At 71.1% G+C, this 12,809-nt stretch carries 12 protein-coding genes, 1 tRNA gene and 1 pseudogene; 9 read left to right on the top strand and 5 right to left on the bottom strand.

The window, feature by feature from the left end; genetic code table 11:
- Positions 1 to 4 precede the first annotated feature (4 nt).
- Positions 5 to 310: a hypothetical protein gene (locus ADL29_RS38225; protein WP_053928044.1), complete on the bottom strand. Its 306-nt coding sequence runs from the start codon at positions 308 to 310 to the stop codon at positions 5 to 7.
- 611 nt (positions 311 to 921) lie between these two features.
- On the opposite strand from ADL29_RS38225, the gene ADL29_RS38220 reads away from it, so the two are divergent.
- The 6 genes and pseudogenes from ADL29_RS38220 to ADL29_RS38195 all read left to right on the top strand — a co-directional run bounded on the left by ADL29_RS38220 (position 922) and on the right by ADL29_RS38195 (position 5,824).
- A complete protein-coding gene (locus ADL29_RS38220) occupies positions 922 to 1,152 on the top strand; it encodes a hypothetical protein (RefSeq protein ID WP_053928043.1) in 231 nt (76 codons plus the stop codon).
- Between the two features lie 316 nt (positions 1,153 to 1,468).
- A pseudogene (locus tag ADL29_RS45845) lies at positions 1,469 to 1,696 on the top strand (chaplin); the annotation flags it as partial.
- A 773-nt stretch (positions 1,697 to 2,469) separates the two neighbouring features.
- A complete protein-coding gene (locus ADL29_RS38210) occupies positions 2,470 to 2,994 on the top strand; it encodes a hypothetical protein (RefSeq protein ID WP_053928042.1) in 525 nt (174 codons plus the stop codon).
- Positions 2,995 to 3,255: 261 nt separating this feature from the next.
- Entirely contained in the window at positions 3,256 to 3,537 is a 282-nt protein-coding gene (locus tag ADL29_RS38205; RefSeq protein WP_046927971.1) for a hypothetical protein, read from the top strand.
- A gap of 847 nt (positions 3,538 to 4,384) precedes the next feature.
- Positions 4,385 to 5,236, top strand: a complete 852-nt coding sequence (locus ADL29_RS44355) for a hypothetical protein (protein ID WP_053928041.1) — start codon at positions 4,385 to 4,387, stop codon at positions 5,234 to 5,236.
- A 309-nt stretch (positions 5,237 to 5,545) separates the two neighbouring features.
- The gene (locus ADL29_RS38195; RefSeq protein ID WP_046927973.1) at positions 5,546 to 5,824 is read left to right on the top strand and encodes a hypothetical protein; all 279 of its coding nucleotides are present in this window, start codon (positions 5,546 to 5,548) and stop codon (positions 5,822 to 5,824) included.
- Positions 5,825 to 6,004: 180 nt separating this feature from the next.
- On the opposite strand, the gene ADL29_RS44755 is transcribed toward ADL29_RS38195, so the two are convergent.
- The 4 genes from ADL29_RS44755 to ADL29_RS38175 form a co-directional block, all read right to left on the bottom strand.
- On the bottom strand, positions 6,005 to 6,403 hold the full coding sequence (locus tag ADL29_RS44755) for a hypothetical protein (protein ID WP_053928040.1): 399 nt from the start codon (positions 6,401 to 6,403) through the stop codon (positions 6,005 to 6,007).
- A 129-nt stretch (positions 6,404 to 6,532) separates the two neighbouring features.
- On the bottom strand, positions 6,533 to 6,859 hold the full coding sequence (locus ADL29_RS38185) for a hypothetical protein (RefSeq protein WP_053928039.1): 327 nt from the start codon (positions 6,857 to 6,859) through the stop codon (positions 6,533 to 6,535).
- A 312-nt stretch (positions 6,860 to 7,171) separates the two neighbouring features.
- Positions 7,172 to 7,423 carry a hypothetical protein gene (locus ADL29_RS38180; RefSeq protein ID WP_046927975.1) on the bottom strand — a complete coding sequence of 84 codons (252 nt, stop codon included), beginning with the start codon at positions 7,421 to 7,423 and terminating at the stop codon, positions 7,172 to 7,174.
- Positions 7,424 to 7,793: 370 nt separating this feature from the next.
- Positions 7,794 to 7,866: transfer RNA gene (locus ADL29_RS38175), tRNA-Arg, on the bottom strand.
- 313 nt (positions 7,867 to 8,179) lie between these two features.
- On the opposite strand from ADL29_RS38175, the gene ADL29_RS38170 reads away from it, so the two are divergent.
- The 3 genes from ADL29_RS38170 to ADL29_RS38160 all read left to right on the top strand — a co-directional run bounded on the left by ADL29_RS38170 (position 8,180) and on the right by ADL29_RS38160 (position 12,625).
- Positions 8,180 to 9,955, top strand: coding sequence for a dynamin family protein (locus ADL29_RS38170; RefSeq protein WP_053928038.1), 1,776 nt, complete (start codon positions 8,180 to 8,182; stop codon positions 9,953 to 9,955).
- Positions 9,952 to 11,994 (top strand): GTPase, encoded by a 2,043-nt coding sequence (locus ADL29_RS38165; protein WP_053928037.1) that lies wholly within the window; start codon positions 9,952 to 9,954, stop codon positions 11,992 to 11,994. Before ADL29_RS38170 ends, ADL29_RS38165 begins: the two co-directional genes overlap by 4 nt.
- A gap of 133 nt (positions 11,995 to 12,127) precedes the next feature.
- A complete protein-coding gene (locus ADL29_RS38160; protein WP_053928036.1) occupies positions 12,128 to 12,625 on the top strand; it encodes a single-stranded DNA-binding protein in 498 nt (165 codons plus the stop codon).
- The last annotated feature ends 184 nt before the right edge of the window (positions 12,626 to 12,809 follow it).

The raw sequence follows: 12,809 nt of genomic DNA, 5'->3' as shown, positions 1-12,809 counted from the left end.
GTGCTTACTTGCCGACGCTGTTGTTGCAGCCCATGGACGAGCCGAGCGTGGTGGACTGCGCTCCCGCGGCGCCCTCGCCGCCGAGCAGGTTGCCGCCCAGGCCGTTGGCGATCCCGACCTCGCCGAGGATGTCGACGTTCGTGTCCTTCGATCTGCAGGAGCTGCCCTGCTTGATCTCGAACGAGGAGCCGCTGCTGCCGCCGCTGCTCTTGCCGCCGTAACCGCCATCGGCGTACGCGGTGCCGGCGCCGAGGATGCCGAGGGTGCCGAGGGCGGCGGCCACGATGGCAGCCGTGCGAAGCTTGCGCATTTCTTCTCCGGAAGGTTGAGCGGATGCGATCTGTGATCGATCGACTTCGTGCAGTTACGGAGGCTAATAGCCAATTATCCTGAAGTCGCGCAACGACGCGCCGGATTGTATGATGGAGCGCTCGTTTTCCCGCTCACTCCGAGCAGATCAGGGCATTTACGGTCCGGCGCAGTCGGGCCCGCCGTGGCGCACCACCTGTTCGGCCCTGCGCGCACCACCTATTAGGCCAAGCTGCATATCAACGAGCGGTCGAGTAGGGAGCGGCGACCCCGGAAACATGGCCCGGCACCTCCCGGATTCCAGCCCGATTTCGCGTCACGGGGCGCCGGAGTTCGCTGCTGACGCGATACGCGCCTCCTGCCCCGGCGAGGCCGGGCGAAATCCCTGCCGAGGACCGTGCGGTGCGGTGCCCGCGAGCAGAGGCCATGGAATTCCCCCGTGCGGCGTAACGGTGCGCACTTCCTGGAAAATCGCGCGCAAGCCTTTCGCGACCGTGCGATCAGGTGATCGCTCGGCGTGCATGGCGCAGATGCCGGAGCCAGTCCCGCACGAGTGGAAGGGTGCGCTGTGCACGCAGCACGCGAATGACACGAAATGAAGCAGGAGCCGCTATGCGCCGCGCACTCGCCACCTTCGTGGCAGCCCTCGCTCTCGCCGGGGCCTTCTCCGCCCCCGCCCACGCCGATCCCGGCCCCGGCGTCCTCGGCATCGTCGGCGATCCCGTGAGGCTGAACTCCAACATCGGCGGGCTGCAGGTGGGCCACGTGCCGTTCGAGGTGCTCAACCCGCTTGACCGCCCGGCCGGGACCGGCGCATCGGGCGTCGAAAAGCTCATTTTCTGACGGCCCGCCGAATGGTCCGTCGGGGTCATTTCGGGGTCCGCAATCAAAGGCGGGCAGGGGGCGGTCGGGCCGTTGTGCCGGCGGGCTCGGGCGGCCGGATCATCAAAGGACAGCCCCTGTCCTCGGCTTTTCCCGGAAGTGACCGCCACGGGGAAAACCTCTCCATAAAATCGGAATGACGTCACTCGTCAGCCGAGTGAGCGTATGCGCCAAGCTGAATGAGTGATCGAAATGCCGGATTCGTAGCCTTCCCCTTCCGGCCTCGTTGAGGCTTGTGCGGTCCGCGGCCGTGACCGCACTGCTAAGAAGGAGTCACGTGATCAAAAAGGTCATTGCCGCTTCGGCTGCCACCGGCGGCCTGCTGCTCATGGGTGCGGGCACGACCCTCGCCGACAGCGGCGCCCACGGGGCTGCCGTCGGTTCTCCCGGCGTACTCTCCGGCAACCTGATTCAGGTGCCGATCCACATCCCGGCCAACATCTGCGGCAACACGGTCAATGTGGTCGGAGCGCTCAACCCCGCTATCGGCAACCGCTGCGCCAATGTCGAGCACGGGCACGGGCACCACTCGGAGATGCGTCACAAGCCGCAGCAGCACCGCGCCAAGCCGACTCACCGCCACCGTCAGGCGGCGCCTCCGGTCGTCACTCGCGCGATCAAGCATCACCACCAGCACGTCCAGCAGCACCAGCGCCACCAGCTCCACGCTGCGGCCCCCGTTCGCCCCGAGCTGGCACGCACCGGTGCGGAAAAGGTCAGCCTGGCGATTCCGGCCGGCGCCAGTGCGGCGATGATCATCGGTGGCGTCCTGCTCTACCGCCGGGGCCGCCGAGTCGCCGCGCGCGACTGAATGTAGGCAGTGACAGCCGTTCGAAACTGTCGCTCTGTCATGTATGAGTGTGGGGCCCGGCAACCGCCGGGCCCCACACTCATGTGATGTCCGCCCCGAGGCCGGTCCTCCAACGGGAGGTATTCACACCGCAGTTGTGCACGCCCCACCGCCTGTCACCGCCCATTGCCCAGGCGGGCCATCAACACCCGAAATGATTCACGCCAGTTGGCAAACGGGTGACCACACGCCGTCTTCCGTGACCCGACCAGGCGAAATCTCGTTGCCCCTGGGAGAGAACACGGTGAATGGGCCCGTCGGGAGGGCGGTTGCGACACGTGGTGTCGTGGGCCTGCGAGAGGTCTCCATCGTGGTCCCGCACGGGGGTGCGCAGGGTGTGAAACCCCAGGATTACCACTGTCAGCGCGCACAAAAGAGCAATAAGCAATCAGATTTCCATGCACAGGTAACGAAGGGCCGAGGGTTCCATGCGCAAGCTTCATCAGGTCGCGCTCGTCTTCGCAGCGGCCGGCGGACTGTCCGCCATCGGTATCGGCGCCAGCTCCGCCGACGTTCCCATGGCGTACAACGGTGCCGCCTCGCCGCCCGTTCCGCAGCCGGACGGCCCCCAGGCCTGGAGCGCTTCGCAGGCCACTTCGCACGCTTCCGGGTCGCACGCTTCTCCGCAGCAGGACGCCCCGCAGGGCGCTGCCCCGCAGGAGTCCGGGGCGCAGGTCTCGCCACAGCTCAACCCCCAGCTCAGCCCGCAGATTTCCCCGCAGGTCTCCTCGCCGACCGCGCCGCAGGCCGCCCCGCAGGGCTCCCTGCTGGGCGGCGGCATGCAGGACCAGAACAACCTCTTCCGCCCGTACCAGGAGTGCAGCCCCCAGTCGCTGCTCGACGCCAACGTCCCGGTCGGCCTGCTTGCCGCCCCGCAGACCTCGGGCGTCCACTGCACCCAGGCCAACGGCCAGACCAACAGCCAGTCCAACGCCTACGCCCACGCCAGGTAGGACCACTGAGGCCGCCGCGCATCACGCCCGCCACGGGCCCTTCGGGGGAGCACCCCGAAGGGCCCGTTTGCGTGCGGCGTGACTGACCGAACGCGGCGCGTGCATCCGGCCGTACAGAGCTCGGCACGGGCAGGCTTCAAGCCCTCGATCATACAATCCGGCGCGTCGCTACGCGACTTCAGGATATTTCGTGATTAGTCTCCGTAACTGTACGAAGTCGATCCCTCACAGATCGCAGCCGCTCAACCTTCCGGAGAAGAAATGCGCAAGCTTCACAAGGCTGTCGTCGTGGCCGCCGCCCTGGGCAGCATCGGCATCCTCGGCGCGGGCACCGCCTACGCCGACGGCGGGAAGCCGGCGGGCAACAAGTTCGACATCAAGCAGGGCAGCTCCTGCAGATCGCACGACCTGAACGTCGACATCCTCGGCGAGGTCGGGATCCTCAACGGCGTGCTGGGCAACGCGCTCAACGGCGAGGGCCCCGCGGGTGCGCAGTCCACCACCCTCGGCTCGTCCATGGGCTGCAACAACAGCGCTCTCTGAGCCCATCGGGCAGTCGCGTAGGTAAGCGAAAGAGGTCCCGGCATCCGAGCCACCAGGCCGATGCCGGGGCCGTTTTCGATGTTCCGGACCGGCCGTGAGAGACGGGCAGAGTCGCCTGTCCCGCACGGCCGGTCCGGTTGATGGGGCTGCATTGCTGGATCGCCACAGGCAGCCCTGCCTGAGCAGCCCCACCTGACACGAAATCAATTCCCGTGCCGCCATTGCCGAATGGATCCCCTCGGCTGAATGTTCGTCAACTGGCGCGGCCGGTTCGGCGGGCGGGGGTGGGAATGCCTTGCCCACAGTCGAAAGCGCGCACGGCGTCTCGCCCCGGCACCACCCGGCCCCTCGAACGCGCCGGGGTGAATTCCGTCTTTCCCGTCACCGCGATGCCGCCCCCGCCTTCTGCACCGGCTGCGGCCCGAAGAGCGGCCGGGCCGCCGCCGACAGCCCGATAAGCGGAACGTGGCAAATGGGTGACCGCGCATCGGTTCCCGTGTCCCGACCAGGGGAAATCTCGTTGCCCCCTGGGAGAGAACAGCGAATGGGCCCGTGGGCCGCCTGCCCGGAAATGCTCTTCCTTGGTGCCGGGGCGGCCCGTGGCGACTACGCCGGCAATGTTGTCTGACGTGAATTCAGAGGAGAGGCGATGGGATCCGCCGTCGGCTTCGAGGAGCGTTGGAAGGCAGCGCAGCGAGTGCCGTCGAGGGCCTGCGGGAGGCTTTCACCGTGGTCCGACACGGGGTGCGCAGGGCGTGAACCCCCGGGATTACCACTGTTAGCGCGCGCAAGACAGCAATAAGCAATGCAGATTTCCATGTACAGGCAATGAAGGGCCGAGGGTTCCATGCGCAAGCTTCATCAGGCCATGCTCGTCGTCGCGGCGGCCGGCGGTCTGTCCGCAATCGGCGCCGGGGTCAGCCATGCCGACGCTCCCCCCGTCGGGTACGGGGCCGCCCCGGCTCCCGCTCCGCAGCCGGCGTATCAGCCGCAGCCGGCTCCCGCTCCGCAGCCGGCGTACCAGCCGCAGGCCGCCCCCCAGCCGGCCTACCAGCCGCAGCCGGCGTATCAGCCGCAGCCGGCTCCCGCTCCGCAGCCGGTCTACCAGCCGCAGCCGGCTCCGGCTCCCCAGCCCGCCTACCAGCCGCAGGCCGCCCCCGCCCCGCAGCCGCCGGCACCTCCGGCCCCCGCTCCGCAGCCGCCGGCCCCGCAGGCCGCTCCCGCCCCGGCTCCCGCTCCGCAGCCGCCGGCCCCGCAGGCCGCTCCGGCGCCGCAGGCCGCCCCGGAGCACGACGGCCCCCACACCACCGCATACGCCAGCTCGCAGGGCGCTTCGCAGGCTTCCGCCAGTCACGCCTCGCATCAGCAGGAGGCTGCCCCGCAGGCGGCCCCGCAGCCTGCCCCGCAGGCGGCCGCTCCTGCTCAGCAGCCGGTCGTTCCGCAGGTGATGCCGCAGGTGGTCCCCCAGGCTGCCCCGCAGGTCACCCCGCAGGTCGCGCCGGAGGTCGTCGTCCCGCAGGTCGTTCCCCCGCAGCACGCCCCGCAGGTCGCCCCCCAGGTCAACCCGCAGGTGAATCCCCAGGTCAATCCGCTGATCAACCCGCTGGTCGCCCCGGGTGTCCCGCAGGTCTCCCCGGTCGGTCTCGGACGTCTCGCGGCGGCTCCGGTGGGGCAGCTCGATCTGCCCCGACTCTCCTGACCGTTCACGTCGGTACGGCCCGGCCCCCACCCCGGAGTGCAGCAATGGGGCAGGCGGGGCCGCCGGCCGCCGTTGAACGCCCGCGGGGCCGGCGCGAACCGCCCGGCGGGCCCGCTGTAACTGCCCTGCCTCCGCGGCTCTTTCCGCGGGAGCGGGGCAACCTCTCGGTCCGTGCCCAGCTATAGGGCCCTCCGCCCGTCCGGTCTGTCGATGCCGTGCCGGGCGGTGCGGCGAATTCCCTCTCGAACCTACGCCACTGTAAGAAGTCGATCTGTTGCAGATCGCATCCGCTCAATCACCGGAGAAGAAATGCGCAAGCTTCAGAAGGCTGCCTTCGTGGGCGCCGTCCTCGGCAGCGTGGGCGCCCTCGGCGCCGGTACCGCCTCGGCCCACGGGGAGGCGGGTGCCCATGACATCGGCGTCACGCAGAGCACCTCGTGCCGGTCGCACGACATGAACGTCGACATCCTCGGGTCGGTCGGAGCCCTCAACGGCCTGGCGGGCAACGCGCTCAACGGTGAGGGACACCCGGGTGGGCAGACCACCAGGATGGGTGCGTCCATGGGCTGCAACAACAGCGCTCTCTGAGCGCCGGCAGCCGCGCAGCCAACCGAAAGGGGTTCCGGCGCCGAGCCTGTGGCTCGGCGCCGGAACCCCTTTTCGTGCTGTTCTCCCGGAGCCCGGCGCGGGCGCGCAAACGGTGGCGGGCCGGACCGGGATCAACGCGGTTCGGCCCGCCACCGTTCGAGAAGTGCGGGGCAGCCGTTCTCAGGCCGCCGGTGCCGGCGCCGACGGCGCCGCCGGTGCCGGTGCGGTGGGCGCGTTGGGCTCGGGGGCCGGCGCCGGCTCGGCGTGCTCTTCGGGCGCCGGTGCCGTGTTGGAGCAGTTCGCGGTGGGTCCGATCTGTGAGCTCCCAGTGTTCAGCAGGCCCTGTGCGGGCCAGGAGACCGGCTGCATCGACGCACAGTTCTGCGCCTGCTTGACGGTGTACCTGCCGTCCTCCGTGATGTAGGAAGTGTTCTTCTGGAGGCAGTTGACGTTGCCCGTGATGTCACGGGCGCAGTTGCCCGAAGTCCCACCGGCATACGCCTGGCTGGCGCCGGCGCAGGTCGCGGCGAGGCCGCCCAAGAGCGCCGAGACGGCTGCGATCTTCTTCCGACTGAACATGTGCTGGGTTCCTTTGTGATTGGTGTCCGGGCGCCACGCACCGCGAACCGGTCCGCGCCCGGACCGTGTAGAAGGTCGAAAACGGGCCCCGGCGCCGGCCTGTGGCTCGGACACCGGGACCCATTTCGCTTACTTTCCGCCGCCGCCGCTGCCGAAGCTGTCGTTGCAGCCCATGCTCGAGCCGATCGGCGTGGACTGTGCACCCGCGGCGCCCTCGCCGCCGAGTGCGTTGCCCAGCACGCCGTTGAGGACCCCGACCTCGCCCAGGACGTCGACGTTCAGGTCGTGCGACCGGCACGAGCTGCCCTGCTTGATGTTGTAGAGGCTGCCGGCCTTCTCGCCCTTGTCGCCCTTGCCGCCGCTGTACCCGCCGTCGGCGTAGGCGGTGCCGGCACCGAGGAGGCCGATGGTGCCGAGGGCGGCGACCATGACGGCAGCCTTCTGAAGCTTGCGCATATCTTCTCCGGTAAATCGAGCGGATGCGATCAGTAATTGATCGACTTCGTACAGTTACAAAAAACTAATACGAAATGTTCCGCAGTTGCGCAGCGACGCGCCGGGCGCTAGGGGCATCGAACGAGGGCCGGCTCAGTGGCTGCTTCGCGTCCTGGGCGGTGTGTGGGCATCGGCGGGCCGGAACGGGTGCGGGCGGCCCGGGGTGGATCACTCGTCCGGCCGTACCGCCCGCGACGTATTCCGTCGTGCCGCACGCAAACGGGCTCTCCGGGGGGCACCCCCGAAGAGCCCGTGACGGCGTCGCGTCCGCCCTCAGTGCTTGGTGAAGGCGTGGTTGAACTGGCCGCAGGTGGTGTCGAAGTTCGCGGAGGCGCCGAGCAGGGCGTCGATCGGGAACTTGGCCTGCGCGAACGTCTGCGGACTGCACTCCTGGTACGGACGGAAGATGGGCTTCACCTTCGGCTCGTGGCCGCCGGCGTAGGCGGTGCCGGCGCCGGCACTGATGACGGACAGACCGCCGGCTGCTGCTGTGGCGACGATCGCGACCTGCTGAAGCTTGCGCATGGAACCTTCGGCCCTTCATTACCTGTACATAGCGGCCTGATTGCCTACTGTGACCGTGCGCACACTAGCAGTAGTGGTCCTGGGGCCTCCACTCCGTCGCGTGCTCCGTGTCGTAGGGCGGTGGAATCCGTAGAGCGTTTGTCCGGTGGGCTGTTGACGTGGTTCGGCGGCGGGATGAATGTGAGAGCCCCGTCCCGAAAATGCGAATAAGCGGATGAGTCCGCCGACTCTCCCCGCCCGCTGAAGAACACGCTCCCCGAAAAGCGCAGTTGAGCCGGTCCCGGCGGAGGGGCCGCATGTGCCCGCACCCGCTGCATCTCCCGCGCACCGGACAGCAAAAAGACCTTCCCGAAGGGAAGGTCTGGAAAAGCGCCCCCGGCAGGACTCGAACCTGCGGCCAAGTGCTTAGAAGGCACCTGCTCTATCCGCTGAGCTACGGGGGCCGGGCGGTGGACGTGGATCACGGACCGCGGACAAGGATAGGGGTCCGGGTGCCTCGTACCGGTTGCTTCACCTCCGTGGCACGTTGTGGAGGTTCGGTGAAGCGATCCCGATAATCGCAGGCAGGTACGAATCCTGCACTGTTTTTGCCGTCTGGCGCGCCGGGTGTTGTGTACTCGTTATGCCTGCGCCTCAGTTGCCACGATCGTCTCATGAATCACTTGTCCCGTTCTATGGGGATTTCTTACGGCGCACACACGGGCCCATACGCTTCAAAAACCCATCGAAATTGGGCATTCTGCACATGTGGCGACCTTGGACGTACGACCCCGGCTCCTTGACGCACTGTCCGTACTGCGTGAGCGCGTCGACGCCGCACGCTTTCCACTGCCACTGCGGGGCGCCGCCCGGGCCCGGCGCAACCGGGCCGAGCTGCTCGCCCAGCTCGACGACTATGTGATTCCCCGACTGCGGTCGCCTCAGGCACCGCTGCTGGCCGTTATCGGCGGGTCCACCGGGGCGGGCAAGTCCACCCTGGTCAATTCGCTGGTGGGGCGGCGGGTCTCGGAGGCGGGGGTGCTGCGGCCGACGACGCGTACGCCGGTGCTGGTCTGCCATCCCGACGATCACCGGTGGTTCGCCGGGCAGCGGGTGCTGCCGCAGCTGACCCGGGTGTGGGTGCCCGGCCAGGACGGCGGCGGCCACGGGGAGGGGATGGCGGGGGACCGGCGGGTGCAGGGGGACGCGGAGTGCGATTACGACGGGGAAGCGGAGTTCGACGGGGATGCGGCGGGCGGGTACGGCGCACAGGGAGGGGGCGGGGGCGAATCGGGGATGCCGATGGTGCGGATCGAGACGGATCCGGCGCTGCCCAGCGGGCTGGCACTGCTGGACGCCCCGGACATCGATTCGCTGGTCGCGCGGAACCGGGAGCTGGCTGCCGAGCTGATCTGTGCGGCGGATGTGTGGGTGCTGGTGACCACGGCCGCGCGGTACGCGGATGCGGTGCCCTGGCATCTCCTGCGTACGGCCAAGGAGTACGACGTCACGCTGGTGACCGTGCTGGACCGGGTGCCGCATCAGATCGTCACGGACATCTCCGGGCGGTACGCCGAAATGCTCCACCACGCCGGGCTCGGCCATGTCCCCCGGTTCACCATTCCCGAGCTGCCCGAATCGGCCGGCGGCGGCAGCGGGCTGCTGCCCGCCACGGCCGTCGCGGCGTTGCGGGACTGGCTGGAGCGGCATGCCCAGGACCCGGCCGCCCGGGCCGCCGCCGCGGACCGTACCGCCTCCGGCGTCATCGCCTCGCTGCGCAGCCGGCTGCCCGCACTGGCCAGTGCCGCCGCCGCCCAGCATGCCGCGGCGCTGCGGCTGACCGGCCGGGTCGAGGAGGCCTACGAGCGGGCCGCGGAGCGGGTGCGGAGCGAGGTCGCGGCCGGTGAGGTGCTGGCCGGGGACGCACGCGCCCACTGGCGGGACCACGGGTCCGGTGGAGGGCCGAAGGAGCTGCTGGACGCGCTGACTCAGGGGCTGACGTCGTTGCTGGCCTGTGCCGTCGACGAGGCGGACGAGCGGGCCGCGGAGGCGTGGCGCCGCGATCCGGCGGCGGCGGAGGTCGCGGCGACGGCGGCCGCGGGCGCCGCGGGGGCGGGTGAGCGGCTCGGTGTGGTGGTGCGGCGCTGGCGGCGCTGTCTGGAGGAACTGGCCGAGGAAGAGCGGGACGAGGCACGGAGCGGGCCCGGCGGCGAGCGGGCGGGATCCGTGGAGCCGGAGGAGTCGGCTGCGCTGCTGGCCACGGCGCTGCTGGGCGGCCGGCGCGCCCGTACGGCGGGAGAGAACCTCGCCGAGCTGCTGGGTGCGCACAGCGCGTTGCGGCTGTGCGACCGCGGCAGCCGGCTGCTGGCGACGTACCTGGAGCGCGCCCTGGACGGCGAGCGCGAGCGGCGGCTGGCCCCTCTGGACCAACTCGCCGTACCGCTCGACCAGCAGGCCGAGCTGATCGCCGCTCTGTCGGTGCTGCAGAGGGAGAAGGAGCAAGTGACGGAGGTGGAGAGGGTGGAGAGGGCGGAGAGGGCGGTGTCGGGGTGAGGGATTTCGAGGCGGGTGCGGAGCAGGCGGACGCGGGAGAGCCGGGGGAGGGCCGGGCCGGTGCCGCGGGGACCGACGGCGCCTGGGACGACGGGCTGATCGCGCGGCGGGTGCGGGGCGGGGCCGGGACGGGCGCGCGGCGGCGGGTGTTCGGGCCGCGGGGCGGTTCCTCCGCAGGGCCGCTGGTGGAGCCGCTGCTTGCGGTGGATCCGGTGCGCGACGCCGGCCGGGACGCGGCGGCGGATGCGGATGCGGACATGGAAGCGGACATGGAATTCGCCCTTGCCGTGGAGGTGATGGGGGACGGCGGGGCGCGCGAGACCAGGGGCGGCCCGGCGGGTGGCCCGGGAATCGGCGCGCACGGCGTTGCGTACGAGCGGGAGCGGGAGCGGGCCCGCGGCGCCCGGACGGCCGAGCTGCGGGCGCGGCTGGACGCCCTGCGGGAGCTGATCGCACTGTCCCGGTCCCGGCTCGACGGGGAGTGCCTGGCCGAGGCGGGGCGGGTGCTGGACGCGGCGCGGGAGCGCTACCGGCTCTCCGGGGAGCACACCGTCGTCGCCATCGCCGGGGCCACCGGGAGCGGTAAGTCGTCGCTGTTCAACGCGCTGGTAGGGGCGGCTCGTTCGCAGGTCGGGGCGCGCCGCCCGACGACCTCGGAGCTGGTGGCGTGCGTCTGGCCGGGCGGGCCGCCGGGTGCGGACGGGCTGCTGGACCGGCTGGCCGTACCGTCCTGGCGGCGCCATCTCGCGCCGGACGGCACCCCCGATCTGCGCGGGCTGATCCTGCTCGATCTGCCCGACCACGACTCCTCGGACACCGGCAACCGCGACCAGGTGGACCGGATGCTGACGCTGGTGGACGCGGTGATCTGGGTGGTGGACCCGGAGAAGTACGCGGATGCGGTGCTGCACGAGCGGTATCTGCGGCCGCTGGCGGGCTACGCCGAGGTGATGTTCGTCGTCCTCAACCAGGTGGACCGGCTGCCGGGGGACGCCGCGGACCAGGTGGTGGACGATCTGCGCCGGCTGCTGGACGAGGACGGGCTGGCGCTCGGCGAACACGGTGAGCCCGGTGCGGCGGTGCTCGCACTGTCCGCCGCGACCGGCGACGGGGTGGCGGAACTGCGGGAGGCGCTGGGCCAGTTCGTGGCGGAACGCGGTGCGGCGGACCGGCGGCTGGCGGCGGATGTGGACGCGGCGGCCGAGCGGCTGCGGTCCATGTATGTCGCACAGTCCCGGGTCGCGCTGACGGAACGCGCCCGCGCGGAGTTCGAGGACCGGCTGGCGGACGCGGTGGGCGCGGTCGCCACCGGGCGCGCGGTGGAACGCGACTGGCTGCGGCATGCGGAGCGGGCCTGCGGCCTGCCGTGGACCCGGCGGCGCAGACAGCGGGTGCGGGAGGAGGGGCGGCCGGTCACGGCAACGCAGCGGTCGGTGGTCCGGCAGGGCGGGCAGCGTCGGTCAGGGGCCGCCGCGCCGTGCACCGGGGCGCAGCCGGACGGCCGGGCCGCGGCGCGTCCGGTGGTGGAGCAGGCCGTACGGGCCGTGGCGGGCGAGGCGGCGCGCGGGCTGCCGGCGCCCTGGGCCCAGGCGGTGCGCGAGGCGGCGGGCCGGGGTGCGGAGGGGCTGCCGGAGGCGCTGGACAGGGCGACGGCCGAAGCGGAGCAGTCCCTGCAGGGCGGGCCCGCCGGGCGGCCGCGGTGGTGGACGGTGGCCGCCGCGCTGCAGGGACTGCTGCTCGTACTGCAGGTCGTCGGCCTGCTGTCGCTGCTGGGCATCGCCGCCGGTGTGGTCGAGTCGGCGGCGTGGCTCTCCGCGCTGCTGCCCGCGGTCATCGGGTCGGTGGGCGGCCCGGCGCTGGCGTTGCTGTGCCGGGCGGCGGCGCGCGGCCCGGCCCGGCGGTACGGGCAGGAGGCCGAGCGGCGGCTGCGCAGCGCGGCGGCGGGGTGCGGCCGGGCCCGGGTCCTGGAGCCGGTCGCGGCCGAGCTGTTGCGCTATCGCGAGGTGCGCGAGCAGTACGCGGTGGCGTCGGGCGCGTAGGAATCCCCCTCCAGGGTGGCCGGGTTGTCCACAGCCCGGCCGTTGTCCACAGGCCGCCGCGGCATCCGCCGGGTCCGTGCAGCATGGAACCGGTGCACGCGGGAGACGTGCAGAAGCGGGGGAGGCGGGTCCGATGAACGACACGATGGTGACGCTGGTGGGCAATGCCGCGACGGCGGTGGAGCACCGGCTGACGGCGGCGGGGGTGCCGGTGGCGAGGTTCCGGCTCGCGACGACGGTCCGGCGCTACGACCGTACGCGGGAATGCTGGACCGACGGGGAGACGAGTTTCTATACGGTCCGGTCCTGGCGCGGCCTCGCGGACAATGTCGCCGCGTCCGTCGCGGTGGGGGAACCGCTCGTGGTGCAGGGCCGGTTGCGGCTGCGGGAAGGGGAGCAGCCACCCGAGCGGGGCGGGCAGCGCTGGTTCTCGGCGGAGGTCGACGCCCTCGCGATCGGCCACGACCTCGCCCGCGGCACCGCCGCATTCCGCCGTATTACGCGGATGCGGTCGGAGCCGGTGCCACCGCAGCAAGGGGCGCCGCAGGCGTCGGGCGAGCCACCGGCCGGGGGCCCGGATGCCGAGCCGGGCCCTGATGTGTCCAACCCGCTCCCGGAACGGCCCGCCTGAGAAGACATCAGGGGCCGCCCGCTGCTCGCGCACAGGAAGCGCCGACGGCAGCTGCCGCGCCCTTTCCTGCCCCCAGTGTCCCGATAAGTCCCGGAGATTTATCGATAGTGCAAGGTGAGGATGCCTGATGTCGGTAACGATTGCGATTCGGATCGCTTATGGGGCGCCATTCCTGGGGACCGTG

This window comes from Streptomyces chattanoogensis, from assembly GCF_001294335.1.
In the GTDB taxonomy this organism is placed as follows: domain Bacteria; phylum Actinomycetota; class Actinomycetes; order Streptomycetales; family Streptomycetaceae; genus Streptomyces; species Streptomyces chattanoogensis.
The sequence above is the reverse complement of the archived record's forward strand: the minus strand, read 5'-3'. Positions and strand labels throughout refer to the sequence as shown.

What these genes read in the sequence shown, in the direction of transcription:
- ADL29_RS44755 (WP_053928040.1), bottom strand. Translation starts at nt 6,403, where the DNA reads ATGTTCAGTCGGAAGAAGATCGCAGCCGTCTCGGCGCTCTTGGGCGGC.
- ADL29_RS38180 (WP_046927975.1), bottom strand. Translation starts at nt 7,423, where the DNA reads ATGCGCAAGCTTCAGCAGGTCGCGATCGTCGCCACAGCAGCAGCCGGC.
- ADL29_RS38210 (WP_053928042.1), top strand. Translation starts at nt 2,470, where the DNA reads ATGCGCAAGCTTCATCAGGTCGCGCTCGTCTTCGCAGCGGCCGGCGGA.
- ADL29_RS38185 (WP_053928039.1), bottom strand. Translation starts at nt 6,859, where the DNA reads ATGCGCAAGCTTCAGAAGGCTGCCGTCATGGTCGCCGCCCTCGGCACC.
- ADL29_RS38160 (WP_053928036.1), top strand. Translation starts at nt 12,128, where the DNA reads ATGAACGACACGATGGTGACGCTGGTGGGCAATGCCGCGACGGCGGTG.
- ADL29_RS38220 (WP_053928043.1), top strand. Translation starts at nt 922, where the DNA reads ATGCGCCGCGCACTCGCCACCTTCGTGGCAGCCCTCGCTCTCGCCGGG.
- ADL29_RS38195 (WP_046927973.1), top strand. Translation starts at nt 5,546, where the DNA reads ATGCGCAAGCTTCAGAAGGCTGCCTTCGTGGGCGCCGTCCTCGGCAGC.
- ADL29_RS38225 (WP_053928044.1), bottom strand. Translation starts at nt 310, where the DNA reads ATGCGCAAGCTTCGCACGGCTGCCATCGTGGCCGCCGCCCTCGGCACC.
- ADL29_RS44355 (WP_053928041.1), top strand. Translation starts at nt 4,385, where the DNA reads ATGCGCAAGCTTCATCAGGCCATGCTCGTCGTCGCGGCGGCCGGCGGT.
- ADL29_RS38205 (WP_046927971.1), top strand. Translation starts at nt 3,256, where the DNA reads ATGCGCAAGCTTCACAAGGCTGTCGTCGTGGCCGCCGCCCTGGGCAGC.